The sequence below is a fragment of the Ereboglobus sp. PH5-5 genome (assembly GCF_029504805.1).
Classification (GTDB): Bacteria; Verrucomicrobiota; Verrucomicrobiia; order Opitutales; family Opitutaceae; genus Ereboglobus.
Genome location: NZ_JAQFIT010000020.1, coordinates 21553 through 45659, shown reverse-complemented (window position 1 = coordinate 45659; position 24107 = coordinate 21553). Strand labels below are relative to the sequence as shown.

The 24107-nt window shown below is 57.8% G+C and carries 21 protein-coding genes and 2 tRNA genes; 14 read left to right on the top strand and 9 right to left on the bottom strand.

All coding sequences use genetic code 11. The annotated features are described in order from the left end of the window. Positions 1–49: 49 nt before the first annotated feature. The 7 genes from truB (at position 50) to M2103_RS12265 (ending at position 9477) form a co-directional block, all read left to right on the top strand. Complete coding sequence (truB, locus tag M2103_RS12295) at positions 50–775, top strand: tRNA pseudouridine(55) synthase TruB (RefSeq protein WP_108825291.1); 726 nt, start codon at positions 50–52, stop codon at positions 773–775. A gap of 483 nt (positions 776–1258) precedes the next feature. Continuing rightward, positions 1259–3196, top strand: coding sequence for a molecular chaperone DnaK (gene dnaK, locus M2103_RS12290; RefSeq protein ID WP_277510929.1), 1938 nt, complete (start codon positions 1259–1261; stop codon positions 3194–3196). Positions 3197–3325: 129 nt separating this feature from the next. Then, on the top strand, positions 3326–3850 hold the full coding sequence (locus tag M2103_RS12285; protein ID WP_277510928.1) for a hypothetical protein: 525 nt from the start codon (positions 3326–3328) through the stop codon (positions 3848–3850). A gap of 353 nt (positions 3851–4203) precedes the next feature. Continuing rightward, positions 4204–5721, top strand: a complete 1518-nt coding sequence (locus tag M2103_RS12280; RefSeq protein ID WP_277510926.1) for an RNA-binding domain-containing protein — start codon at positions 4204–4206, stop codon at positions 5719–5721. Positions 5722–5793: 72 nt separating this feature from the next. Next, positions 5794–6090 (top strand): co-chaperone GroES, encoded by a 297-nt coding sequence (locus M2103_RS12275; protein WP_108825293.1) that lies wholly within the window; start codon positions 5794–5796, stop codon positions 6088–6090. 79 nt (positions 6091–6169) lie between these two features. Then, positions 6170–7795, top strand: a complete 1626-nt coding sequence (gene groL, locus M2103_RS12270) for a chaperonin GroEL (RefSeq protein WP_277510925.1) — start codon at positions 6170–6172, stop codon at positions 7793–7795. A 167-nt stretch (positions 7796–7962) separates the two neighbouring features. Beyond that, positions 7963–9477, top strand: a complete 1515-nt coding sequence (locus tag M2103_RS12265; protein ID WP_277510924.1) for a TonB family protein — start codon at positions 7963–7965, stop codon at positions 9475–9477. Positions 9478–9500: 23 nt separating this feature from the next. Here M2103_RS12265 and M2103_RS12260 read toward each other — a convergent pair whose 3' ends face one another. The 3 genes from M2103_RS12260 to M2103_RS12250 all read right to left on the bottom strand — a co-directional run bounded on the left by M2103_RS12260 (position 9501) and on the right by M2103_RS12250 (position 11515). Next, entirely contained in the window at positions 9501–10226 is a 726-nt protein-coding gene (locus M2103_RS12260) for an SOS response-associated peptidase (RefSeq protein ID WP_277510922.1), read from the bottom strand. 12 nt (positions 10227–10238) lie between these two features. Next, a complete protein-coding gene (locus tag M2103_RS12255) occupies positions 10239–11045 on the bottom strand; it encodes a tRNA threonylcarbamoyladenosine dehydratase (RefSeq protein ID WP_277510920.1) in 807 nt (268 codons plus the stop codon). A gap of 92 nt (positions 11046–11137) precedes the next feature. Beyond that, entirely contained in the window at positions 11138–11515 is a 378-nt protein-coding gene (locus tag M2103_RS12250) for a nucleotide pyrophosphohydrolase (RefSeq protein ID WP_277510919.1), read from the bottom strand. 329 nt (positions 11516–11844) lie between these two features. Here M2103_RS12250 and M2103_RS12245 point away from each other — a divergent pair, with 329 nt between their 5' ends. Next, complete coding sequence (locus M2103_RS12245; protein WP_277510918.1) at positions 11845–12237, top strand: Hsp20/alpha crystallin family protein; 393 nt, start codon at positions 11845–11847, stop codon at positions 12235–12237. Positions 12238–12347: 110 nt separating this feature from the next. Here M2103_RS12245 and M2103_RS12240 read toward each other — a convergent pair whose 3' ends face one another. Then, positions 12348–12515, bottom strand: a complete 168-nt coding sequence (locus tag M2103_RS12240) for a hypothetical protein (protein WP_277510917.1) — start codon at positions 12513–12515, stop codon at positions 12348–12350. Positions 12516–12619: 104 nt separating this feature from the next. Then, positions 12620–13042 carry a hypothetical protein gene (locus tag M2103_RS12235; RefSeq protein WP_277510915.1) on the bottom strand — a complete coding sequence of 141 codons (423 nt, stop codon included), beginning with the start codon at positions 13040–13042 and terminating at the stop codon, positions 12620–12622. 12 nt (positions 13043–13054) lie between these two features. Here M2103_RS12235 and M2103_RS12230 point away from each other — a divergent pair, with 12 nt between their 5' ends. Further along, positions 13055–13459 (top strand): hypothetical protein, encoded by a 405-nt coding sequence (locus M2103_RS12230; RefSeq protein WP_277510913.1) that lies wholly within the window; start codon positions 13055–13057, stop codon positions 13457–13459. Between the two features lie 108 nt (positions 13460–13567). On the opposite strand, the gene M2103_RS12225 is transcribed toward M2103_RS12230, so the two are convergent. Both M2103_RS12225 and M2103_RS12220 read right to left on the bottom strand, forming a co-directional pair. Continuing rightward, positions 13568–14368, bottom strand: a complete 801-nt coding sequence (locus tag M2103_RS12225; RefSeq protein ID WP_277510910.1) for an MBL fold metallo-hydrolase — start codon at positions 14366–14368, stop codon at positions 13568–13570. A 37-nt stretch (positions 14369–14405) separates the two neighbouring features. Further along, positions 14406–15482, bottom strand: coding sequence for a lactonase family protein (locus M2103_RS12220; RefSeq protein ID WP_277510909.1), 1077 nt, complete (start codon positions 15480–15482; stop codon positions 14406–14408). Between the two features lie 196 nt (positions 15483–15678). Here M2103_RS12220 and hflX point away from each other — a divergent pair, with 196 nt between their 5' ends. The 3 genes from hflX to M2103_RS12205 all read left to right on the top strand — a co-directional run bounded on the left by hflX (position 15679) and on the right by M2103_RS12205 (position 17577). Continuing rightward, positions 15679–16998, top strand: coding sequence for a GTPase HflX (hflX, locus tag M2103_RS12215; protein ID WP_277510908.1), 1320 nt, complete (start codon positions 15679–15681; stop codon positions 16996–16998). A 28-nt stretch (positions 16999–17026) separates the two neighbouring features. Further along, entirely contained in the window at positions 17027–17434 is a 408-nt protein-coding gene (locus M2103_RS12210; RefSeq protein WP_277510907.1) for an ACT domain-containing protein, read from the top strand. A gap of 69 nt (positions 17435–17503) precedes the next feature. Next, positions 17504–17577: transfer RNA gene (locus tag M2103_RS12205), tRNA-Gln, on the top strand. Between the two features lie 71 nt (positions 17578–17648). On the opposite strand, the gene M2103_RS12200 is transcribed toward M2103_RS12205, so the two are convergent. Continuing rightward, positions 17649–17723: transfer RNA gene (locus M2103_RS12200), tRNA-Arg, on the bottom strand. On the opposite strand from M2103_RS12200, the gene M2103_RS12195 reads away from it, so the two are divergent. Beyond that, positions 17709–18767, top strand: a complete 1059-nt coding sequence (locus M2103_RS12195) for a type II CAAX endopeptidase family protein (RefSeq protein ID WP_277510906.1) — start codon at positions 17709–17711, stop codon at positions 18765–18767. The genes M2103_RS12200 and M2103_RS12195 overlap by 15 nt on opposite strands. Before the next feature lie 82 nt (positions 18768–18849). On the opposite strand, the gene rseP is transcribed toward M2103_RS12195, so the two are convergent. Further along, positions 18850–20304 carry an RIP metalloprotease RseP gene (gene rseP / locus M2103_RS12190; RefSeq protein WP_277510904.1) on the bottom strand — a complete coding sequence of 485 codons (1455 nt, stop codon included), beginning with the start codon at positions 20302–20304 and terminating at the stop codon, positions 18850–18852. 347 nt (positions 20305–20651) lie between these two features. Here rseP and M2103_RS12185 point away from each other — a divergent pair, with 347 nt between their 5' ends. Continuing rightward, positions 20652–23864, top strand: coding sequence for a PQQ-binding-like beta-propeller repeat protein (locus M2103_RS12185; RefSeq protein WP_277510902.1), 3213 nt, complete (start codon positions 20652–20654; stop codon positions 23862–23864). Positions 23865–24107 lie beyond the last annotated feature (243 nt).

Below are 24107 nucleotides of genomic sequence, written 5' to 3'. Positions count from 1 at the left end.
CGCGGCGCGGCAGCATCCGCTTCTTAATTCTTAATTCTTAATTTTCATCATGTTGGTTCCACCCAAAGAACTCGAGGGCGTCCTCCTCATCGACAAACCCACCGACCACACATCGCACGACGTGATCGCGCGCCTTCGCGGCATCCTGAAAATGAAACGCATTGGCCACGCCGGCACGCTCGACCCGATGGCCACGGGCATTCTTATCGTGCTCGTTGGCAAGGCCACGCGCGCCTCGCAATACCTCATGAGCGTGGACAAGGAATACACTGGCACGATCTCCCTCGGCAAGGTCACCAACACGCAGGACGCCGAGGGTGAGATGCTTGAGACGCGTCCGGTGCCGCCCTTCACGCAGGAGCAAATCCTTGCCGCCATGAAAACCTTCATCGGCGACCAATACCAGACGCCGCCCATGTTTTCCGCCATCAAGATCGACGGCGTTCCGCTCTACAAAGCCGCGCGCAAAGGCGAGGAAATCGAGCGCGAGCCGCGCTTTATTCGCGTATCCAAATTTGAACTACATCGTTGGGAAACGCCCGAGATCGACTTCACTCTTCGTTGCAGCAAGGGCACGTATGTGCGCACCATCGCGCACGACCTCGGCCAGAAACTTGAATGCGGCGCGCACCTCTCGCGCCTCCGCCGCACAGGCACTGGCAAGTTCACCGATGCCCAATGCGTGACCTTGGAGCACCTGCAAAAACTCCCGCGTCCCGAAATCGAAAAACTCCTCATTCCCGTTCACGAAGCCGTCCCCAGCGTAGCATTGTGAGGGGCATAACATTGAATTGACCGGATCGCGTCGAGTGGCGCGGGCAGTCAGCGTGTGGGTTTCATCGAATGTTCGGTTTCCCTTGCCGCATTGTGGCAGGGCGTTCCGGGCAAAGCGACTGTTTGACTATCGTCTCGGTGAGTCTCGGCCATCCTCACTTCGAAAAAACTTCCCGGTTCTAGCTTTTGGGCGATGTGGAAACGTCGGTTATAACCAAATGGCGAAATGCCAAAGCCCAGAATTTCAATATCTGAAAATCCCGCAGTTTGGATTTTGCCTCGCCTGTGTCACTGCTTGGCGCGCGTCAAAATCAACTGCGTCAATTTTGTGTCAACCTGTCTCACTTTATTAACATTTTCGGTATTTATCTCCGCTAATTTTAGCCTCATTGTCCCATTTATAAATTTTCTACTCATTGATTTTCAGCGATTAAAGTAAATCGTTATTTTTGACGGCACGCGCATTGCTTAATGATTCCACATTATGAGCCGCATTTTAGGAATAGACCTTGGAACAACCAACTCCTGCATGTCCGTCATGGAAGGCGGAGAGCCCGTTGTCATCCCGAACGCCGAGGGCGCGCGCACCACGCCGTCCGTCGTCGCGTTCACCAAATCCGGCGAGCGTCTGGTCGGCCAAGCCGCCAAGCGCCAAGCCGTTACCAATCCGCATAACACCATTTTTTCAGCCAAACGCCTCATCGGGCGCAAATTCTCCGAGATTCAGCAAGAGGCTGCCAATTTTCCTTTCAAGGTAGTCGAGGGCAAAAACGGCGACGCCTACATCGAGGCCAGGGTCGGCGACAAAACCGAGACCTTCGCGCCGCAACAAATCTCCTCGTTCGTCCTCGCCAAGATGAAGGCCGACGCCGAGGCATACCTCGGTGACAAAATCACGCAAGCCGTCATCACCGTCCCCGCCTACTTCAACGACGCCCAGCGCCAGGCCACCAAGGACGCCGGCAAAATCGCCGGCCTCGAAGTCCTCCGCATCATCAACGAGCCCACCGCCGCCTCGCTCGCCTACGGCCTCGACAAAAAGAAGGACGAAAAAATCGCCGTCTTCGATCTCGGCGGCGGCACCTTCGACGTCTCCGTCCTCGAAATCGGCGACGGCGTTTTCGAAGTCAAGGCCACCAACGGCGACACACACCTCGGCGGCGACAACTGGGACGAAGCCCTCATCACCTGGCTCGTTGACGATTTCAAAAAGGACAACGGCATCGACCTCCGCAAGGACCCGATGGCACTCCAACGCCTCAAGGAAGAGGCCGAGAAAGCCAAGATCGCCCTCTCCTCCACGCAGTCCGTTGACATCAACCTGCCCTTCATCACCGCCGACGCCACGGGTCCGAAACACCTCAACGTCACGCTCACCCGCGCCAAGATGGAGCAAATCTGCGACACCCTCTTCCAGCGCTGCACGCCGCCCTTCCAAAACTGCATGAAGGATTCCGGCCTCGCCGCCAGCAACATCGACGAACTCGTGCTCGTCGGCGGCATGACCCGCATGCCCAAGGTCGTTGAAATCGCCAAGCAACTCGCCGGCAAACAACCGCACCAAGGCGTCAACCCCGACGAAGTCGTCGCCATCGGCGCCGCGATCCAGGGCGGCGTCCTCAAGGGCGACGTGAAGGATGTGCTCCTCCTCGACGTCACGCCGCTCACGCTCGGCATCGAAACCGCCGGCGGCGTCTCCACGCCCATGATCACGCGCAACACCACCATCCCGTCAAAGAAGACCCAAATCTTCTCGACCTACTCCGACAACCAGCCCGGAGTCGAAATCGTGGTCCTCCAGGGCGAGCGCCCGATGGCGCGCGACAACAAACAAATCGGCACCTTCAAGCTCGACGGCATCCCGCCCGCGCCCCGCGGCACGCCGCAAATCGAAGTCACCTTCGACATCGACGCCAACGGCATCCTCCACGTTTCCGCCAAGGATCTCGGCACCGGCAAGGAGCAAAAAATCACCATTCAAAACTCCTCCGGCCTCTCCAAGGAGGAAGTCGAAAAGATGACCAAGGAGGCCGAGCTCCACGCCGAGGAGGACAAAAAGCGCAAGGAAGCCGTCGAAACCAAGAACCAGCTCGACAGCACCATCTACCAACTCGAAAAAGCCATGAAGGACGCCGGCGACAAACTTCCCGCCGACGTGAAAGGCAAAGTCGAGCCCGCCCTCGCCGATGCGAAAAAAGCCTTGGAGAGCGACAACGCCGACCAAATGAAGTCCGCCTTGGAAAACCTTCAAAAGATCGGCGCCGAGTTTTACCAGCAAGCGCAAGCCGCGGGCGCAGCAGGCGCCGCCGACGCCGGCGCGCAACCGCCGCCCGCCGGTGAGCCGAAAAAAGACGAGCCCAAAAAAGCCGACGTAGTCGACGCCGACTTCGAAGTCGTCGATGACGACAAGAAGAAGGAATAAGAGGTAAAAAACAACGGATGTTATCCGACCCTTTTTAGGCTTTTCTAGAGTTTTAATACTTTCACCGTGAACATAAAAATATATATAGTCTGTATATTGGCTGTGCTCTCGATGTTGGTTAGTTCATGCATGATTCCGATTGGCACTTCAGCCGATGGCGAGGATGTCGTTTGGTCTGCGGGCGACACAAAAATTGAACGCCGAAAATTTACAAAAAATATAATAGCGCCCGTGGCACATAATGGCTTTTTTGTAAAAGACGACTACTATGCGCGCCCTGAATATTGGCTAATTGAAAATGGAAAGGCGTTATTACTATCGCATGTTACCGAAAGGGGACGTGATTACGACCCCAACCAGGCACCTCAAATTTTTGGCGATTTATCGCTTGGCCGATGGCTTCAGGTCGCAAGATACAACATAATATCAATGGAATATGCCGATGTTTCCTTGGTTTTATTTAATAGAAATATTGTGCTGAAAACAGTAAAGATTTCCAATTGCAAGAGAGAGCTGAGGAATATTCCTCGCGGGAATTGGCAGGGGTTTTCTATATGGTATGATATTGAACAAAAAGGGGTTACATTCCACAGCAAAGACTTTGACGGATTCCTTAGCTTGGAAACAGGAAAAATTACAAAAAAGGAAAAATGAAAATCTGAGCATGGAAAATAACAATGAAGGGAATGTCGAAAGGGTCGATCCGAGTATTGCAGCAAGGTTGATACTTTAATAATTATGAATTGAGACACAGAGGTCACAGAGCGCGCTCCAAGCAGCGCGGCACAGAGGTTAGGGAGGGTCGCAAGACATCGCACACTCACACGCAATCCAGCATCACTTTTATAAAAATTAAAAAATGAAGTCACGAACACACAGGAAACAACCGCACAGCCGGACGGCCCTCCCAATCTCTGTGCCGCGACGGCTTGGCGGCGCGCTCTGTGCCCTCTGTGTCTAAAAAATAAACCAAAAAAACTTTTTTGGTATTAGCGAAACGCATAAACATGAACACCGAATCCAACCGCGTTGAATTCAAACTCAAACTGACCGACAAGTTTGAGCGTTCTGTCGTTGCTTTTCTCAATTATCCGGGCGGTGGCGAGATTCTTCTCGGCATCAATGACGACGGCTCCACCGCCGGGCTCGTCGACGCCGACGGCGACCAGCTAAAGATCGTTGATCGTATCAAAAACAACATTCGCCCCGCCACGCTCGGCCTGTTCGATGTCATTCGCGAGCAACGCGACGGCAGGGACATCATACGCGTCGTGGTTTCCGGAGGACCACAGCGGCCCTACTATATTCGCGAAAAGGGAATGAGCGAAACAGGTTGCTTTATTCGCGCCGGCAACTCCGTCCAGCCGATGACGGAGCAAATGATAGAGGGGCTTTTGTCAAAACGGCACCCCGTCTCGCTTCAAACCACTCCCTCCCCCAGGCAAAATCTGACTTTCGAGCAACTGAAAATTTATTATCAGGAGCACGGCTATGAAATCACGTCGGAATTCATCGCCAACCTCGATTTGCTTCTGCCATCAGGGGAATACAATTACGCGGCCTATCTGCTGGCCGACAACAACGGCGTGTCCATGAAGGTCGCCAAATACGCCGGAACCGACAAATACGACCTGGTTGAAAATTACGAATACGGCAATTGCTGCCTGCTGACGGCGACAAACCGGATTTTGGAAAAGCTGCTGGTTGAAAACAAAACCTTCGCTAAAATCTCCTATCCGACCCGCCTTGAAAAAAACATGGTGAACAGGACGGCGCTGCGCGAGGCGGTCATCAACGCCATCGTGCACAACGATTACAGTTTGACCGTTCCACTCGTCGAAATCTACTCCGACCGCATGGTGGTGACCTCCGCCGGCGGCCTGGTCGAAGGACTCTCGCAAGACGATTTTTTCAATTGCCGCTCCATGCCGCGCAACCGGGTTTTGATGCGAGTGTTTCGTGACGCGGAGCTGGTTGAAAGCCTGGGCTCCGGCATGACACGCATACTCCGGGCTTATGACCGCTCGATTTTCAATTTCACGCCAAGTTTTCTGGAAATAACTTTCCAGTTCGACGAAGACTACAAAGTCGGCAACAGCGCCGACGGCTCCGACCAAGCCACCCCGCAAGATAAACCACTGGACGAAAGCTTATTGCAAGAGTTGGCCGCAGCTTTGACATTGCCCACCGCGCAAGTCACCGCGCAGGCTACCCCGCAAGTCACCCCGCAAGTCACCCCGCAAGTTACCCCGCAAGTCACCGTGCAAGTTAAAAAGATACTTCAAGCCGCTATTCATCCAATGAATCGCGAACTGTTGCAGCAGGCGTCCAATCTCAGTGACCGCGAGCATTTTCGCAAAGCTTACCTTGAACCGCTCATCTCCGCAGGCTGGCTCGAACGCACTATCCCCGACAAACCCACCAGCCGCCTTCAGCAATATCGCATCACCGAAAAAGGCCGCGCGTGGCTGCAAAAAGCAACCGGAACGGCCGCCGCTGAAAAAAGCGCTTCCCAACCGGCATGACTCTCGCGCACAATTTTCCCTTTTCCCTCATTTTTCCTCTAACCCACAACCACAACCAACAAAAAACACACTATGGCCAAAATCAAAATCAAGCCTGTCGGTGATCGCGTCCTCGTGAAGCACATCGAAGAAAAAGAACAAGTCCGCGGCGGCATCATCATTCCCGATTCCGCCAAGGAAAAACCGCAGGAGGCCGAAGTCATCGCGCTCGGCTCCGGCAAGAAAGACGACAGCGGCAAAGTCGTTCCCTTCGAAGTGAAGGTCGGCGACAAGGTCCTCATCAGCAAATACGGCGGAACCGAGGTCAAAATCGACGACGAGAAATACACCCTCGTCCGCGAAGACGACATCCTCGGCATCTTCGCCTAATCCGTCAAAAAACGCATCCAAAACACAAACGCGTTTTCTCAATCCAAAATCCAAAATCTAAAATCCAAAATCTACCAACATGGCAGCCAAACAACTCCTCTTCGACGAAGCCGCACGCCAGAAAATGCTCAAGGGCGTCGAGCTTCTCTCCAAAGCCGTCAAGGCCACGCTCGGTCCCAAGGGCCGCAACGTCGTCATCGACAAAAAATTCGGCTCTCCCACCGTCACCAAGGACGGCGTGAGCGTCGCCAAGGAAATCGAGCTCCCCGATCCCTATGAAAACATGGGCGCGCAAATGGTGAAGGAAGTCGCCTCCAAGACCTCCGACGCCGCGGGCGACGGCACCACCACCGCCACCGTCCTCGCCGAGGCCATCTACAAGGAAGGCCTCAAGCACGTCACCGCCGGCGCCAACCCGATCTTCCTCAAGCGCGGCATCGACAAGGCCGTCACCGCCGCCGTCGCCGAGCTCAAGAAACAATCCAAGAAAGTCAGCGACACCGAGGAAGTGCGCCAAGTCGCCACCGTCTCCGCCAACTGGGACACCGAGATCGGCCAGATCATCGCCGACGCCATGAACAAGGTCGGCAAGGACGGCACCATCACCGTCGAGGAAGCCAAGTCCATCGAAACCACCCTCGACGTCGTCGAAGGCATGCAGTTCGACAAAGGCTACATCTCGCCCTACTTCGCCACCAACAACGACACGCTCGAAGCCGTCCTCGAGGACGCCTACGTGCTCATCCACGAGAAGAAGATTTCCAACCTCCAGGAATTCCTTCCCCTCCTCCAGACCGTCGCCAAGACCGGCAAGCAATTCCTCATCATCGCCGAGGAAGTCGAAGGCGAAGCCCTCGCCGCGCTCGTCGTGAACAAAATCCGCGGCACCATCAACGTGTGCGCCGTCAAGGCCCCCGGCTTCGGCGACCGCCGCAAAGCCATGCTCGAGGACATCGCCATCCTCACCGGCGGCAAATGCATCACCGAGGACCTCGGCCTCAAGCTCGAGAACCTCACCATCGCCGACCTCGGCAAAGCCAAGCGCATCGTCGTTGACAAGGAAAACACCACCATCGTCCAGGGCGCCGGCAAGTCGTCCGACATCCAGGGCCGCGTGAAACAAATCCGCCGCCAGATCGACGAAACCACCAGCGACTACGACCGCGAGAAGCTCCAGGAACGCCTCGCCAAGCTCGCCGGCGGCGTCGCCGTCATCAATGTCGGCGCGGCCACCGAAGTCGAGATGAAGGAAAAGAAGGCCCGCGTCGAGGACGCCCTCCACGCCACGCGCGCCGCGGTTGAGGAAGGCATCGTCGCCGGCGGCGGTGTCGCCCTCCTTCGCACCGCCAAGGCAATCGACGCCCTCGAACTCGACGGCGACGAAAAGATCGGCTCGCAAATCGTGCGTCGCGCCATCGCGCACCCCCTCAAGCAACTCTGCGCCAACGCCGGCATCGACGGCGGCGTGGTTGTGAAGGAAGTGCTCGGCTCGAAAGGCGCGATCGGCTACAACGTGGCGACCGACAAGTTCGAGGACCTCGTGAAAGCCGGTGTTGTTGACCCGACAATGGTCACCCGCACCGCGCTGCAAAACGCGTCCTCGATCGCCGGCCTGCTCCTCACCACCGAGTGCATGATCACGGACATTCCTGAAAAGGAAAAAGCCGCTCCCGCCATGCCCCCCGGCGGCGGAATGGACTACTAATTGATTCCCGCAGGGGCGCCGCCTGGCGTGCGCCCTCGCGAAACAAAAACTCTCAAGGCGCGCCGCACTCCGGCGCGCTTTTTTTTACCCTTGGGCATACGCGTCCCGCCCCATTTTCCATTGCGCGCCGGTTTAATTCACACCATGAAAAGCGGAAAAACCTCCCCATGAAAATCCCCTCGCACAGCATCTTGCCGCTTTTGCTTGTCGCACTCCTAGCCCTTGGCGCATGCAAGGATTCCAAAACCTCCGCTCCCAAACAAACATCCGCCGCTTCTTCCGAGCCACGCCAAGCACAGTCTGCTACGACACCGCAAACCAGCGCGAATGACGCCGATTTCGCGGATATCCCTGCCGACCTCGCCGAGCGTTACAAGACCGCGCTTCAATCCAATAACGCCGCAGCCCTCCTCGAAATCGGCAAGGAAGCCCGGGACAAGGCCGCCGCCATCGAAAATTCTTCGCGCGCATCCACTGCGCTCGCCGTTTTTTCCGCGCGCGCAGTTGCTGCATCCGCGCGCCTCGGCAACACCGAGGCCATGTTGCTCGCCGCCCGCAATGCGCTGGATGGCTATGGCGTTCCGGTTGACCGCGCTGCCGCGCTCGAACTCTACACTGCCGCGGGCGACGCTGGCGAAGCCGCCGGCTACAACGCCGCCGCGCGCATGCTTGTCGAGGGCAAAGACGCGCCTCTCGATGTGTCCGGCGCTCTCGCCCTTATCGAAAAAGCCATCGCTCTCGGTAGCACCGAGGCGAAGTTTCTCAAGGGCTCGATCATCCTCGCCCAAGGCGGCGACTCCGTCCCCGAGGCCATGCGACTCCTCATGGAAGCCGCGCGCGCCGATAATGCCGAGGCGCAATACCTTCTCGCAAAACTTCACCGCGAGGGCAAATACGCGCCCCGCGACGAACAGGCCGCCGCTGAATGGACAAAATATGCCGCCGATCTCGGGCTTGCTTCCGCAAGCACCGATTACGCCCGCCTCACGCTTCGCGGAAAATCCGGCGCCGACGGGGATGTTCGCGCCGCCATCGATCGACTCATTTACGCTGCCGACCAAGGCAACTCCAATGCCGCCCTGCAACTCGCTTTCTTTTTTCAATCCGCCAAAAATCCCACACCCGAGGACTTTGCCGCCGCGCAGCGTTATGCCCAAATGGCTCATGACAATGGCGAATCCGACGCCGCCTTGGTGCTGGCCACTATCGCACTGCGGAACAAGGACTACACCGTCGCGCTCGAGTGGTTGGAAAAAGATGCCAACAATTTGAACTGGCGCACGAAATACGCCTACGAACTCGCCACCAAAAGCAGGCAACCTCTGGCAACCGCGATCCGCACCGCCACTTACGCCAAGCGCGAGGAGGCCATGAGGCATGCAACTGAAAAACCGGCCACGCCAGGCGGTGACAAACGCCCCGCTGTGATCAAGGCATTCGAGCCTCCAATCCCGCCATCCCTCACATCGCTCGACGCCCAAATCTCGGTTAACGTGCGGTTTATTGTGGATGAAAACGGCGTGCCCACGGACGTCAAATTACTCAACCCAAGCCCCTACGAGGAACTCAACCAATCCGTGCTCGACACCGTTGGCCAATGGCGTTTCTCACCCGGCGTTAAAAACGGAGTCCCCGTCAAAACGCGCATGCAATTGCCCCTGGTCGTCAATACCAAGCGCTGAACGCGCGCCGCGGCCTGCCTCCCTCAAAACAACATTCCCTGCCGCCCGTCGGGCTCGTCATCAGCCGCGGGCGGGGCGACGCACTCCGGGCCTGCGTTGCGCGTGTTGTTCACATGGCTTGAAACGCGCCTCGCGCGCATCAACGCATCCTCGAAAGGCAGCAACAATAGCGTGCTCATGCCGTCTCGCGCATCGCCGTCGAGCCACCTGGTTGCGTCTTCGGGCGGCACGATCATCGGCATGCGGTGATGGATCGGGCGCATCACGTTGTTTGGCTCGGTCGTGATGATTGCGCACGCCCCGTTCGCGTCGCGGTCGGGCAAGCGGTCCCAGATGCCCGCCAGAAAAAACGGCCGTTTATCCCTCAACTGAAAAAGCCACGGAAAACGCGCCCGCCCGGCCTTTTCCCATTCATAAAAACCACTCGCGGGAATCAGGCAACGGCGCGACATCAGCGCCTCGCGAAACCCCGCTTTCGAGAGCAGCGACTCCGCGCGCACATTCACAATCGGCGGCGCGCTCGTCCGCTGCACCCCGGCGCCATGCCATCGCAATCCCCAGTGCAGCGACACGCATTCGCGCTCGCGTTTCACGCGCCCCGGTTTTGCCCGGACCACTTTTATTTTCGACGACGGCGCGATGTTGTAGTTGTCGCCTGGATACGCGGTGTCGCCCTCCTCGTCGGGAATGCCCGCCGCCGCGAGAAGATCCCGCGCATCTTTCCCCAAAAGCATGTAACGGCAGCACATTGCGCCCTGAAGTTAGGCGCCTGAAGTTTCCCGTGGCAATTCCGCAATGAGCCTCACCGCTTCACCCGCCGCCGCGAGGCCGAACGCCCCTGTCACAAACACCGCCGTGCCAAAACCGCTCTCGCAATCGAGCTTCAGATTGCTCCCCGGTTCCTGCTCGGTCGAGCATGTGCCGTCCGCCCACGGATAAACCGGCTTCTCCGCCGAATACACGCAGCGCACGCCGTAGCGGTTTCCCTCGCCGCGCGCGAACCCGTGGTCACGGCGCAATTTTTTTCGCACCAGCCGCAACAAATCATCGCTGACGGATTCGCCGAGGTCGCCCGTGCGGATCGCGCTCGCGTCACGCTTGCCGCCCGCGCCGCCCACCGTCACGCAGGCGAGTCCGCGTTGCGCGCAACCCGCGATGAGCAGCGCCTTGTTTGTCACCGAGTCAATCGCGTCGATCACGCAATCAAAGCGTTTCGAAAGCATTCGCTCCGCTGTCGCCGAGGTAAAAAACTCCGGCAGTGTTTCGACGCGGATTTCCGGATTGATCAGCCGCATGCGCCGCGCAAGCACGTCGACCTTGGGCCGTCCGATCTCGCCCTCGATTGCGGGCAGCTGCCGGTTCACATTGGTCACGCACACATCGTCGAGATCGATGAGCGTGAGCGCGCCGACACCCGAGCGCGCCAGCCCCTCGACCGCCCACGAGCCCACGCCGCCCACGCCCACCACGCACGCATGCGCGTCGTGCAAACGGGCCAGCCCTTCGCGTCCGAATAATCGTCCCGCACCGCCGAAGCGGGCCTGATAGTTTTGGGAAAGTTTTGTCATTCTGTTTTTCGAGGTAGGGCGAAGCCTCCGGCTGAGCCGAAATCGTGTTTCACGCAACGGCTCACCGGGACGGTTCGCCCTACCATCGCATTTTATAATTCCGTGTATTTTTCCGAGCGCCCGCGCGCCTTCTCGACCGGATATTTTTTCCCGTTGGCCTCCATCTTTGATTCGATCGCCGACGCCACGTCGATGTCGGTCGCGTTTGCAAACTCAAGCGCGTAGATGATCACGTCGGCGAGCTCCTCCTCGATCTTTTTGCGCCGGGCCGGATCATTTTTTGCAATGTCGCGGGACGCGCCGGCCTCGGCCCAGAGAAAATGCTCCATCAATTCGCCCGCCTCCGCGGCGAGCGCCATGCTCAGGTTTTTGGGCGCGTGAAACTGCTCCCATTCGCGCTCGTGCACGAACGCGAGGATGCGCGCCTTAAGCTCGGCCACCGTTGTCCTATCATCATTCAGTGATTTCATAATCGGGTAAAATCTATGCGAAATATTCGCGGGACAAAATAAAAACTTGTCGGGAACCTGTGGACGAATATCCATGTCACTCGTCAAGTCCATCACATGAATCTGTCATCACAGCATTATCGCAGCCACGCCGGCGCTTCGTTTACGAAGGCCCGCGCGTGTGTTTTCTGCGTTCAATTGCGACAGATTTCCGTCATGTCCTGGACAAAGAAAACGAACGGCACGGGCAATACGGCATAAACATCCGTTTTTTCTTTCGGAACACGTTTTAGCCAATCAAGCCCGGCCTTCTCAAACCCGAGAGAGGAGTAACTGCACACATGCACACAATGATCCACACCGACACCACAACCGAAACCGACAGTAGCAACCGCATTGCCAAATCCGAGTTCCGCAATCCGCACTACGATTGTCAGCACGAAGGTGACTCCATGAAACTCATCGTCTACGTTCCCGGCGTCGACGCAACCGGGGTGGACATTACGATGCACGGCCCCGATCTCACGATCACGGCGCGCAAAAAACGATTTATCCGGCGAAACTGGAACGGCCTCCAGCTCGAGCGCGTGCAGCGCGACTACATGCTCCGCCTGCGCGTCGGTTACGGTTACGATCCGTCCACGATGACGGCGGACCTTCGCAACGGCATCCTCACGCTCAAGCTGCCCGTTCGCGCGGCGAGCGTCGCGCCGCCTGTTCCCGTGCTCGCCGGGGCCGCGTGATAAGCGCGACCAGCGGGAGCCGATTGCCTTTCGCAGCTCATCGGCAACGGTTCCCCTGTGTGAGCGCGCATTATCCAATGTCGTTTTACCCGGGGCAGGTGAATCGAACTTTATGAAAAAAGCGCGTGGCGAATTCGCCGCCACGCCGGGGTCTCCACGCCTTCGGGTAACTCGCTCATCGCGCCCAAAAACCAATTGCGGCCCGTCACACCATTGTTATCCGTTGGATTATAAAATTGGTTCTGGTTTATAATCACATCATTATTGAACGCGATCATGACAGATCCATGGTTTCGAACGCGAACCGCACAATACATTACTGTCTTGGTGCGATAATTATCCACATAAAGCCAACCAAAAAATATATACAAACATGAGCAAGCTACCTTCGAAACTCGGCAATACGCACGACTCCGCGGCATGGAAAAAAGTCAAACCGCTCAAGGATTATGACCTTACCAAGCATCTCGACACACTTGATGTGCTTTTGAAATTCGCCCACAAGAATCCAACCGCGGAGCAATGCGAAAACATCCAGATTGTCTGCGACAAAATTTGCACGGCGGCCACGTCTGCAAAGAAAAACAACAAGTCGAGCGAGAAGATCGTTGAATTTTGTGATCGTGTTTTCAAAATTGCCGTTGGCACGCACAAAATAGCAGGCGACATCGAAAACGAGTTGGCCTCGAATGCAAAAAAAGAGGATAAAAAAACCAAGTCCTCCGCCGGCGGAGATGCCGCAAAACTTCCGGTTAAAACGCATTTTGACTCGGTCTGCGCCGCGCTTGCGAAATGCTCGGCTCACAAAAACAAAGCCGTGACCGCATTTTGTGAAAAGGACGCCTTTGTCATCGGTGAGGGGAAAACCAAGGATGGGGAGCTGGTTGGTATTCAAGCGCAGGCCAAAAAGAACCTGAAGTCATATAAGGCATTCATGGCGGCGCTCGAAAAACTCAAGGGGAAAAAACTGCCCCGGACGGAAGCTCTCAAGGCAATCAAGAAAGTTCTCTACGACGGCTCCGCGTTTATTTATCCGATGGACGGCGGATTGCAGGCGCAAGTAGGCGAATGGAAGCATCGCGCCTTTGCATTGCACAAGGGCAATGCCGCCGAATTTCAAAAGAGCCTAGCTTTTCAAATCTATACCGCCGCGGCAATGACCATTCAGGCGGATGCTACGATCATTCAAAAATGCGAGGGTGCATTGGCCCGTGAGGATTGAGCGATCGTGAGGATCAAGGGCGTGGGGCAGGATTTCACGCCCTTGCTTTTCGCGTTTCCTGAAAACCACTCACCGCGGGCTTGTTCCGCCACCGCGTATTTCGTCCCCTCACGCAAACTCATAAAACATCGTGCTCTCGCCCGGGGGCACGATGGCAAACGGACACCGCAGTTTCGCGTCGATTCCGGCAAGCGCGCGCTGGATCGCCTCGGCGCTGTTGCATTCGCGGCTGAGGTGCGTGAGGTAAATTTGCCGCCACGCCGGGCTCTCCACGGATTCAAGCAGTTCGCGCACCGCGTGATTCGAGAGGTGCCCGTGGCGGCCGCTGATGCGCTGCTTGGTCGACCACGGGCGCCGCTTGTCCGCCTGCAACATTTCCGGGCAATGGTTCGCCTCGACCACCAGCACCTCGGCGTTGCGAATGCGCTCGTGGATGTGTCGCGGCGTGTGCCCCAGGTCGGTCAGCCACGCGACGCTGTGCGCGGCGCCGTTGTTCTCCGGCGCGGCATCGCCTTGATGCGTGAACAAAAAACCCACCGGTTCCTGCGCGTCGTGCGGCACGGAAAAACTTTCCACCTGCAGATCGAGGAAATCAAAGCGCGCGCCCGTCTCGAACAACTGCCACGCCGGGGTGTGCTTTAGTTTTGCCTGCACAACGCGCGCCGTCGCCCGGTTCGCGAACACTTTTATTTGCGCGTGTTTCGCCAGCCCGCAGATCGCCGACGCATGGTCGCCGTGCTCGTGCGTGATAAAAACCGCGTCGATGTTCGCAAGCGACTCGCCCACGCCCGCAAGCAGTTCGTTCGTGCGTCGCGCGGAAAATCCCGCGTCGATCAGCACGCGCGCGCGCGGAGTCTGGAGCAGCGCGCAATTGCCATCGCTGCCGCTCCCCAAAATACAAAAACGCATGCGCGGAACACTCATTTTTCGAGAAACACGGACGGGATCACTTCGCGAGCCAAAACACAACACACACGCACGCCGGCACGCCAAATCGTTTTGCGGGCTGCGCGAGTTTCCCCGTCGTCGCGTCGATGCGGAAACTTGCGACGTCATTCGCATCCTGGTTCGCGCAGAGCAGCCAGCCGCCGTCGGGGCTGATCGCAAAATGCCTCGGGTGCGCCAGGCCGCCCATGCGCTGCAAGAACGCCAGCCGCCCGCTCGCCGGATCGACGGCGAACGCCGCGATGCTCTCGTCGTTCGCGCGATTTGACGCATACAGGAATTTTCCCGAGCGATGCATCGCCACTTCCGCCGACCAGCGGCGTCCCGAAAAATCCGGGGGAACCGTCGGGGCGGTTTCGATTTCGCGCAACCCGCCCGACGCGGCATCGTAGGCGAAAACCGTCACCGTTGCGGCCAGCTCGTTGATCGCATACATGAACCGCGCGTCCGGGGAAAATGCCAGGTGCCGCACGCCGCAACCTTCCGCAAGCGCCGCGGCCACTTTGCTGTCGGCCAGTTTGCTTTCAGATGTGATGCGATATGAGAAAATTCTGTCCGCCGCCAGGTCCGCCGCAAATGCGAAGCATCCGTCAGGGGACACTTTGATGCAATGCGGATGAGGCGCTGATTGCTGCGGATGTTTTCCCGTCAGCGTGTGCTCGACACGCGACGCGCACTCGCCGAGCGAGCCGTCCGCGCGAATCGGAAACGATTGCAAATACCCGCCCGAATAATGCGCAGTGAGCACTGTGCGCCCGTCCGGTGTGACCGAGATGTAAGTGCCGTTTGTCGCACCATCGGCGACTTGGTTGATAAGCGTGAGCCCTCCCGATTTCGGATCAATCGCGTATGCCAGCACAACACCGCCCGTCTTGTCGTCGCCGCCCACCGCGTAAAGCACCGGCAGTGTCGGATGCGTTGCCAGAAAGGTCGGGTTCGCCACTTCCGCCGCCAGCGTCGGCTCGGATGTCGCGCCAACTTTTTCATCAAACCCCGCCGCGTAAATCCCCCTGCTCGGAGGTTTGCGTGTGTAAGTGCCAAAATAAACGAACTGCCCGGATGTCGCGAGAGAAGTCATGATGAAAAGAAAAGTTGAGAGAAATAAACGCATGCGAAGCCAAACCCTGTTCCAAGTCTATGGGAACGGATAAAAGGCGCGCCGCATCCGTTCGCAAGGGCGCAATTAAAAGAAAGATCGCCTCCTCTCTCCGTTCCGACGCTTTCGGCTTCCATTTTGCCCGATTCCCGCTTCCTCTACGCGCTTTCAAACACACATGGCAGATTTTCTCACAGCCACGCCATCGACCGATGATTCCAAGAAATGCGAGCGCGCCTTTCTCGTCGGCGTGCAAACCCCGGGCATGAAACCCGGCGAGGCCCGCGAGTTGCTCGATGAGCTTCGCGAACTTGTTGAAAACCTCGGCATCGGCGTCGTCTCCGAGGAGCTTGTCAATTTGCGCGCGCCCAATGCCGCCACGCTGCTCGGCTCGGGCAAGACGCACGCGGTCATCGCGTCGGCCCGTGCCGCGCACGCCGACTTGATCGTCATCGACGAGCCGCTCTCGCCCGCGCAACAGCGCAACTGGGAAAAGGAATCCGGCGTCGCGGTTATCGACCGCGAGGAGGTGATTCTCGATATTTTTGCCGAGCGCGCCAGCACGCGCGAAGCCGTCCTTCAAGTCGCGCTCGCCCGCATGGAATACTCGTTGCCGCGCCTCACTCGCGCGTGGACGCATCTTTCGCGCCAGCGCGGACGCGGAAAGCTCGGCGGCGAGGGCGAGACGCAGCTCGAGCAGGATCGCCGCATTGTGCGCGACCGCATCACGCACCTGCGCCTTGAGCTTTCCAAGGTCGTCAGCCAGCGCGACGTGCAGCGCCACCGCCGCATGCGCGTGCCGGTGCCGACCGCGTCGATTGTGGGCTACACCAACGCGGGCAAGTCCACGCTCATCAACAGGCTCACCGGCGCGCAGGTGCTCGCTGAAAACAAACTCTTCGCCACGCTCGACCCGACCACGCGCCAGCTCGTGTTGCCAAACAACCAGAAGCTCCTGGTCACGGACACGGTCGGCTTCATCCGGCGCCTGCCGCACCGCCTCGTCGAGGCGTTCAAGGCCACGCTTGAGGAGGTGATCGTATCCGATTTTCTGATACACGTTATCGACGTCTCGAACCCCGATTTTGAAAAGCACCACGCCACGACGCTCGCCGTGCTCGACGAGCTCGGCGCCGCGGACAAGACCATTGTCACCGTCTTTAACAAAACCGACCTCGCCGATGACACTGCGCGCGCGCATGCGCTGGCGCTTGCGCCCGACGCGTGTTTTGTGAGCGCGGCTACTGGTGAAAACGTGGACGTCCTGCTGGCCCGTTGCGCCGGGCTGATCGCAGACCAATACGCGTCCGCGCGGCTGTATATTCCCCACGCCCGTTACGACCTTGTCGCGAAACTGCACAAGCTCGGCCATGTGCAACACGAGGAGCAATTTGACACCGGCGTGTATGTCGAGGGCCGCATTCCGCCCGCGCTTGCCGCCGCATACGAATCGTTTGCCGTTGCGAAAAAGCCGGCGGGAAAGAGACGAAAACGCTAACCCTTGGTCCCGGCCCGATACCCCGACAATGCAGTTTCGATTCCAGTTGCTCCCGGGCGCTTACGTCGTCGCAAAACTTACCGGTTCCGTCCCTGCGTTTCCAATGGAGGCGAAACCCAGTGCGTTGTTTTCGCTCACACTCACCGGTGATGAAATCTCGCTTGTGTGCGAGGAAGGCGAGGTGCCTGCATCGGCAGTGTGCGCAAGCATCCAGCGCGACTGGCGCGTCTTGAAAATTGAAGGCATTCTGGACTTTTCGCTTGTGGGAATCCTCGCGCGGATCACGGGAGTGCTTTCGTCGAAGGGCATCAGCATTTTTGCGCTCTCGACCCACAATACGGATTACATCCTGGTGCAATCGAAGTCGCTTCCAGCCGCGATGAGCGCCCTGAAGGCGGATGGACATGCGATATTTGGGCAAAACTCGGATATGTGAAAAATCACGCCATGTGAAATCCCGCACTTGACGTGCAAGGGAATCGCGCCAACGTCATCCCTCCTAATTTGCCCGATGGTGTAATGGCAGCACAGGCGACTTTGACTCGCCTAGTCATGGTTCGAATCCATGTCGGGCAGCCAATGCCGAGGCGGGGTGTTTTTGGGGATTCCCCAAAAGCAAAGTTTCCCTCCGGCTTTCTCTGAAAAGAAAATGGTGCAAGCGCCGGGAGTCGAACCCGGATCAACGGCTTCGGAGACCGCTACACTATCCATTGTGCTACGCCTGCGCTGGTGGTTGCACGCGGGTAATTCACGGGGAATGTCGGGCGAGTTCAAGCATTCGTTTTTGTAAACGCCGGGAATGCTTGCCGAATGCGTTTGGAGGTTTTCGCGTGACTATAATGTGTGGGCTGCTAATTTTGGCGAACATGTTATCTTACTCCAAGGGCCGCGCTGTCATCGTGTTTCTCAAATGGATGCTGTGTTTTATCGCGCTGAACCAAGTGGTTGCCTTGATCTTTGCCGCGTTTGCGGCGGCGCGGCTTTTGTGCGCGGGCGAGGCGTTGACGCTGCAGGCCTTGATGGGCGCAATGACTTCGCCTTGGGTGGCCGCGGTTGGCAACACATCGGCCTGGCTTGTGTTCATGTTTTGGGAGATGAAGAGCGTGCGGGTGCCCTGGCGCGCGGCGCTTGTGTGGCGCGCCAAGCCGGTGTTGCTGTTCGTGCCGGTCCTGCTGATCGGGCTGGGGATGATAATCTTGATCAACGAGCTGGACGTGCGTTTTCAGGAATTGCTGCCCATGTCGGACTCGTTCAAGCGGTTGATGGGCGACATGGGCGATGTCTCAAAGTGGCCGGTTGGCTCGACGGTGACGCTGGTGATGGTGGCGCCTTTCACAGAGGAGTTTTTGTGCCGGGGGGTGTTTTTGCGCGGAATGCTTAACAGGTTGCGTCCGTGGACGGCGATTGTGCTGTCGGCGGTGTTTTTCGCGGTGATGCACTTGAATCCGTGGCAGGCGGTGTCGGCGTTTACGATCGGGCTGGTGCTGGGGTGGATTTACATGCGCACGCGCTCGGTGGCGCTTTGCGTTTTTGTGCACGCGCTCAACAATGCGGTTGCGCTCTACTTCATGAGCAAAATGAACACCGTGCCTGAGGCCGAATTATTTTGGGAAAACACTTGGTGGATGAATCTCGGCGGGGTGGCGTTGCTCGCGGCGGGTGTGGCATGGTTGTGTCTCGCCACGCGCAAAGGCGCGCCACCGGATGAATACGCGGCGTCCAAACCCCCGCCGCTGCCGCAGATGTCGACGGAGCCGGCGAGCAACTGAAGCCGGAAAACGGAATGATTCGAATCGTCCCTGTGTATTTGCGGACGGCTTGCCGTTAGGCGCCAGCGGCGGCGACGCGGTGTTATTTCGACGGTGCCTCGGTTGCCGGTTCAGCTGGCGCTTGTTGCTGCGCGGCGGGCGGGGACTTGGATTGCGGGAGATTGCGACGCACGTCGAAGAATGTCACATAAACCATCATCGAAAGCAGGAGCAGCATGAAAACGCTTTGCGTGGTCATGATGATGTTTGCGGGCAGTGGGCGTCCACGGATTTTTGCGATCATTGCAAACAGAATATGCCCTCCATCAAGCACGGGAATCGGAAGCAGGTTGAAAACAGCGAGTCCGATATTGATCAGTATCATCAATAGCACGACTGTGGTCATGCTTCTTTTGGCAGTGGCACTGAGCATCGTGACAATGCCGACGGGGCCGCTCATTTTGTCCAAGCCGATATCGGAACGCGGATCCACCAGCGTTTTGATGTTTTCCCACGTGTCGCCAAGCACGTTGGATACTTGTGTCCATGGAGCGATGTGTATCTTTGTCATCACATACCAAGGCGCGATGCCTATCCGGTATGCCGACTCTGAAGAGTTTGGGCTTTTTTCTTTCTTTGGCAAAATAACTGCTTCCGACTGCTTGTTGTCTCGAATGTATGAAATTGTAACAGGCTTTTCCTTAGTAATGGCTATATGTTCGCTAATGATGCCCGGGGCTAAAATGGGGTTGCCGTCAATATGAGTGACAATGTCTCCGACCCTTAGGCCCGCTGTTTCCGAGGGAGAACCGGTCATCACTTTCGCAATTTCGATTTGAGCGGCGAATGATATGCCGATTTCACGTATGCGTTCCCTCGTTATATAAACTGGAAACACATCCACATCACGCACGGTGTCGCCGCGTTTGATTGTCAGTGTGACCTTGGGCATGGATTTTTCATCGCGACCAGAACCGCGAATGATTCGTGCATTTATCTCATCAAAGGTAGAAACCTCCTTGCCATCGACGGCAAGGATGGTGTCCCCGGCTTTGATGCCCGCAAGGAGGGCGGGGCTTTGCACCACATTACCGTCGCTTGTCTCAATCGTGGTTTGAATGTTTCCAACCACCGGACCTTGGGCACCGGATGGTATTTTTTGTCCAATGGCGCATAGAATCGTGGCGAGGACAAATGCAAAGATACAATTGAACAACGGCCCCGCCGCGGAAACAATTACCTTGGTTGAAAAAGAAATGGGAGGCAGTTTTTCGGCATCAATTTTTGATTCTCCTTCGATGGCTTCCATCTCGGCGAGTTGTGGCAAGGCCACATATCCGCCAAGCAAAATCCACGACAATCTGTATTCGACGCCGTCCTTTCCCTTCCATGCCAGAATTTTGGGGCCAAATCCGATGGAAAATCGATCGATTTTCATACCTCGTTTTTTTGCGGCCAAAAAATGCCCCAACTCATGAATGAATATGGTAAACCCCAGCAGAAAGATAGCAAAGGCAAGTGACCAGACATTGGAAAAAATTGATTGAATGAGATTCATTGAAAAATTGAGGGACGAAAAAAGGGGGATGGGCCGTAATGACTGTGTGCGCTTTGGCTATGTGTGGTGAACACGACGGAACGCGGTGACTAGTGCGTGATTATCGACAGGGATCTTCAATGCGCTCAATGGTTTTTTTCATTGGCGGGGTTACAATTTTGTAAGGCAGCCGGGGAATCGGCTGCTTGGCGGGCGGCGGGCGGCAAAAATATTTTTTCGCTTTTCGGACTGTTGGGATTTCTTGGAAATTTACAGTTATTTTCCATTTTGCCCATAAAGCATTGTAAACATTTCACGTCCGGTTTCGCTGCATCCCACTTTTTTAAAAAAACGCATCCCTTGTCCACATGTCCCTTCGCGCTTTCACTTTTTCCGACGGAATCTCGAACAAATACTGGTATCTGCAGATCAGCGGGAGCAGCTTTTCGACGTTGACGGGGAAGATCGGCGGCGCGGCGGCGGGGAAACTTGAAACGAAAACTTTTCCCTCGTCCGAGGTTTGCGAAAAGGAGGCCACCGCGCTTGTCGCGCAGCGCGTGCGCAAGGGGTTTGAGGAAGTCACGGACGCCGGGGCGCTGGCCGCCGCCGCGAGCGCTTTTCAGTCGGTCGCGTCCGCGCCTCCCGCGCCGGCTGCCGCGCCGCAATCCGTTCTTTCGCGTCCTTCGCTTGGCATACAGGACCAGGATGTTCGCAAATTTCTGCGCCTTTGCGGCAAGGGCGACATTGAGGCCGTCCGCTGTTTTCTCAAGGAGGGTCTCGATCCCGACGCGGCGACCGAGTGGGGGCACGCTTACGACGAGGCCATCAAAAACGGGCACGAGGAAATCGTCCGGCTTTTCACTCCGCTGATAAAGACATTCGCGTTTCAAGGCTCCGGGCACATCGAAACCGCGGCGGGGCGGGGCGACGCCATGGTGCGCGTCATGCTTGATTCCGGCCACGATGTCGCGCGCGATCCGCACGTCATAAAAATACTGCCGCACGTCGGCGCCGAGCTTGCCGTGGAGATCATCGGGCGCGCCGGGCTCGACTTAAAATCCGCCGCGTGCGAACACCTGCTTTGCCGCGCGATTGTGGCGAAGAACCGTCCGTTTGCCGACTGGCTTCTTGGGCATGGCGCGCAGTGTTCGTCGATCGATCCGCAAAGCGGGCTTGGCGTGATGCATGCGGCGCTTGAGCATTACGGGCACGACTTGGATTTTGTCCGCCGTCTCGTCGGGGCGGGCGCCAAGGTCAGCGCGATCAGTCGCGGCCATCATGGCGGCGGTCTCACGGCGATTGAGCATGCCCGAGGAAAAATGAGCGCCGAGGTGGAGCATTTTGCCGCGGCGCACGATGACGGCGAAATTCCGTTGGAGGATCTTTTCCGCGCCGCGCGCCATGGCGGGACGCATTTGATCGAGCGTTATCTTTCCCGTCCGTTCAGCAAAATAAACGTGCGCGATTCGGCGGGGCGCACGCTTTTGCACCACGCCTGTTTTACGGAGCACGAGAGCGACGCGATCATCGTGGCGATGTTTCTCATCAAGCGCGGCATCGACGCCAACGCCCGCGATTCGCTCGGCCGCAACGCGCTGTTCTATTACAACTTCACCGGCTCCGGCACGCCCTCCGCGCTCGGCAAGCAGATAAACGCATTTCTGGGCGTGGACAATTTTCACAATGCCGTGCTGGCGGGCGTCAGCTCGATTATGTGGAGGGATTTGCGCGAGGCCGCCGGATACAAGGAGCCCGCCTCGCCCGGGGAGCGTTTCAAGCAATGGCTTTCCGGCGCGATCGGCGACCGCGACATGCTCACGCTCATTTTGAAAAAGGCCGGCGCCGATGTCGATTGCGCCGACAACGAGGGCATGACGCCGCTCCTGTTTCACGCGCGCCACGAGCCGCAAATCGACGGGCTGGACGCGCCGTGCGACGCGTCGCCGAACGCCACGGCGCGCGATCCGCACATGCGCCGCCATCACGCGCTTTGGTCGCTGCTTCGCGCCGGCGCGGATGTCACCCGCCGCTATCGCGACAACGGCGCGACGGCGCTGCATTGCGTGCAAAGCTCGGATATTTTTGAGAAGGAAAAACTGCACCGGCTTTTCCGCCGTCTGGGCGCCGATGTGGACGCCCGCGACGCGAACGGTCGCACGCCGCTGCACTACGCCGCGCTTTGCGCCAGCGAGGAACAGTTCATGGATCTTCACACCGAGGACGCCATCGAGGACCTCGTCATCCACGGCGGCGCGGACCCGAATATCGGCGACAATGACGGCAACACCCCGCTGCATCTGGCGCTGCGCAATCCGCGCGTCGGGCGTTATGCCTCCCGCGCGCTGCTCAAGCACGGCGCGAATCCTTTTGCGAAAAACAAAACCGGCCGGACGCCCGAGGACATCATGGTCGAGCTCGATGTCCGCAAGGGTTACGACGAGGCGATTCGCGAATACGTCGCCAAGTCCCGCGCGCCGGGCGATGTCGCGATTGCGTGGAGTCCGGTGCCTATTGCCGGCAAGCCGGACGCGCCCGCCTCGCAACTCACGCTCCGTGCCGCGCTCGCCCTCGGCAAATATGATATTGATTATATAACCGCGCTCGCGCCGGACCGCATCCTCGTTATCGGGCTGCACAACCAGGCGCATTGTATAAACAGCATCACGGGGGAAATCCTCTGGCGTCATGCCGGCGTGCACTATCCGGTGATGCACGGCGGCGCGCTTTATTGCGGACTCGACGACAAGCGTTTCGGCGCGCTTGATCCCGCCACCGGTGCGGAGCTTTGGAGTGTCGGCGTGGGCTCGGAAGTCCGGACGCCCGTTCAGATTCACGAGGACAGGCTCGCCATTTTTAGCGCGGGGCGGGCCGTCGTCGCCGTGGATATCGCGGCGCGCGCGCAGCACTGGAAACTCACCCAGGACGAGCGCGCGCCCGACCAGATTTTGCTCTGGAAAAACCAGGCGGTCTTTATCTCCCCGAAACTCGGCGAGGACATGCTTTGTTATGTGGACATTGCCAGCGGCGCAAAGACCGACGAGCAGTCCGTTAACATACACGATTCGCCCATGCTTCTGGTCGGCGACACCGCGTGGGCGCTTTTGCATCAAGAGCTTCACCGGCTGGACTTGGGCACGGGCAAATGCCTCCCCACGGGGCACGAATTTGAGGACGACTCGCGCTGGCGCGATTACAGCGTGCGCCGGGTCATGCACCGCGACGGGAAATTGTATATATTCACCTCCCTCCAGCCGCGCCAAAAGGACGCCGACGGCAATCGCGAAAAAAACACATACCGCCTCTGCGTCATCGACGGCAACAAGGCGCTGACGGTGACCGATTGCGAGTCCGATGGCGCGGTGACGATCGCGGGCGACAAATTTATTCACCTCTCCCATGCCGACAGAAGGCTGGGAGTTTATAATTTGAACACAAAGGCGTGGAACCACTGGCATTTTCCGTGGTTCACCGGCAGCGACGAGGTCGAGCGCCACATGCACATCTCCGACGGCTGCATATTCGTCAGCCAGAAAGGCGGCGACAAGCACGCCGAGCGCGACCTTCTCTATGTGATCGGCTGACGGGTAAAAATATTAAGGAACGCAAATAATACCGACATGAGAACGAAAAACGACCGCTCGCACATCCCCAACGGGGATGAATCCCTTAGCCCGGGGTTGGCGCGAGTTGCGAGCGCCTACCCCGGGGTTTATAAAAAAGAAAACACAACCCTGAAAGGGGTTGCGTCTTTCGAAAACGCGCCGGGCACACAGGCCGCAACCCCTTCGGGGTTGTTTATTATGTTCATTGTTCCCAGGGTGGCT

Excerpts from the sequence above, each read along its gene's own strand:
- truB (WP_108825291.1), top strand. The coding sequence starts at position 50 with ATGTTGGTTCCACCCAAAGAACTCGAGGGCGTCCTCCTCATCGACAAA.
- M2103_RS12245 (WP_277510918.1), top strand. The coding sequence starts at position 11,845 with ATGATCCACACCGACACCACAACCGAAACCGACAGTAGCAACCGCATT.
- M2103_RS12220 (WP_277510909.1), bottom strand. The coding sequence starts at position 15,482 with ATGACTTCTCTCGCGACATCCGGGCAGTTCGTTTATTTTGGCACTTAC.
- M2103_RS12250 (WP_277510919.1), bottom strand. The coding sequence starts at position 11,515 with ATGAAATCACTGAATGATGATAGGACAACGGTGGCCGAGCTTAAGGCG.
- M2103_RS12255 (WP_277510920.1), bottom strand. The coding sequence starts at position 11,045 with ATGACAAAACTTTCCCAAAACTATCAGGCCCGCTTCGGCGGTGCGGGA.
- M2103_RS12210 (WP_277510907.1), top strand. The coding sequence starts at position 17,027 with ATGCAGTTTCGATTCCAGTTGCTCCCGGGCGCTTACGTCGTCGCAAAA.
- M2103_RS12285 (WP_277510928.1), top strand. The coding sequence starts at position 3,326 with ATGATTCCGATTGGCACTTCAGCCGATGGCGAGGATGTCGTTTGGTCT.
- M2103_RS12185 (WP_277510902.1), top strand. The coding sequence starts at position 20,652 with ATGTCCCTTCGCGCTTTCACTTTTTCCGACGGAATCTCGAACAAATAC.
- M2103_RS12275 (WP_108825293.1), top strand. The coding sequence starts at position 5,794 with ATGGCCAAAATCAAAATCAAGCCTGTCGGTGATCGCGTCCTCGTGAAG.
- M2103_RS12260 (WP_277510922.1), bottom strand. The coding sequence starts at position 10,226 with ATGTGCTGCCGTTACATGCTTTTGGGGAAAGATGCGCGGGATCTTCTC.
- hflX (WP_277510908.1), top strand. The coding sequence starts at position 15,679 with ATGGCAGATTTTCTCACAGCCACGCCATCGACCGATGATTCCAAGAAA.
- M2103_RS12280 (WP_277510926.1), top strand. The coding sequence starts at position 4,204 with ATGAACACCGAATCCAACCGCGTTGAATTCAAACTCAAACTGACCGAC.
- rseP (WP_277510904.1), bottom strand. The coding sequence starts at position 20,304 with ATGAATCTCATTCAATCAATTTTTTCCAATGTCTGGTCACTTGCCTTT.
- M2103_RS12225 (WP_277510910.1), bottom strand. The coding sequence starts at position 14,368 with ATGCGTTTTTGTATTTTGGGGAGCGGCAGCGATGGCAATTGCGCGCTG.
- M2103_RS12240 (WP_277510917.1), bottom strand. The coding sequence starts at position 12,515 with ATGATCGCGTTCAATAATGATGTGATTATAAACCAGAACCAATTTTAT.
- M2103_RS12265 (WP_277510924.1), top strand. The coding sequence starts at position 7,963 with ATGAAAATCCCCTCGCACAGCATCTTGCCGCTTTTGCTTGTCGCACTC.
- dnaK (WP_277510929.1), top strand. The coding sequence starts at position 1,259 with ATGAGCCGCATTTTAGGAATAGACCTTGGAACAACCAACTCCTGCATG.
- groL (WP_277510925.1), top strand. The coding sequence starts at position 6,170 with ATGGCAGCCAAACAACTCCTCTTCGACGAAGCCGCACGCCAGAAAATG.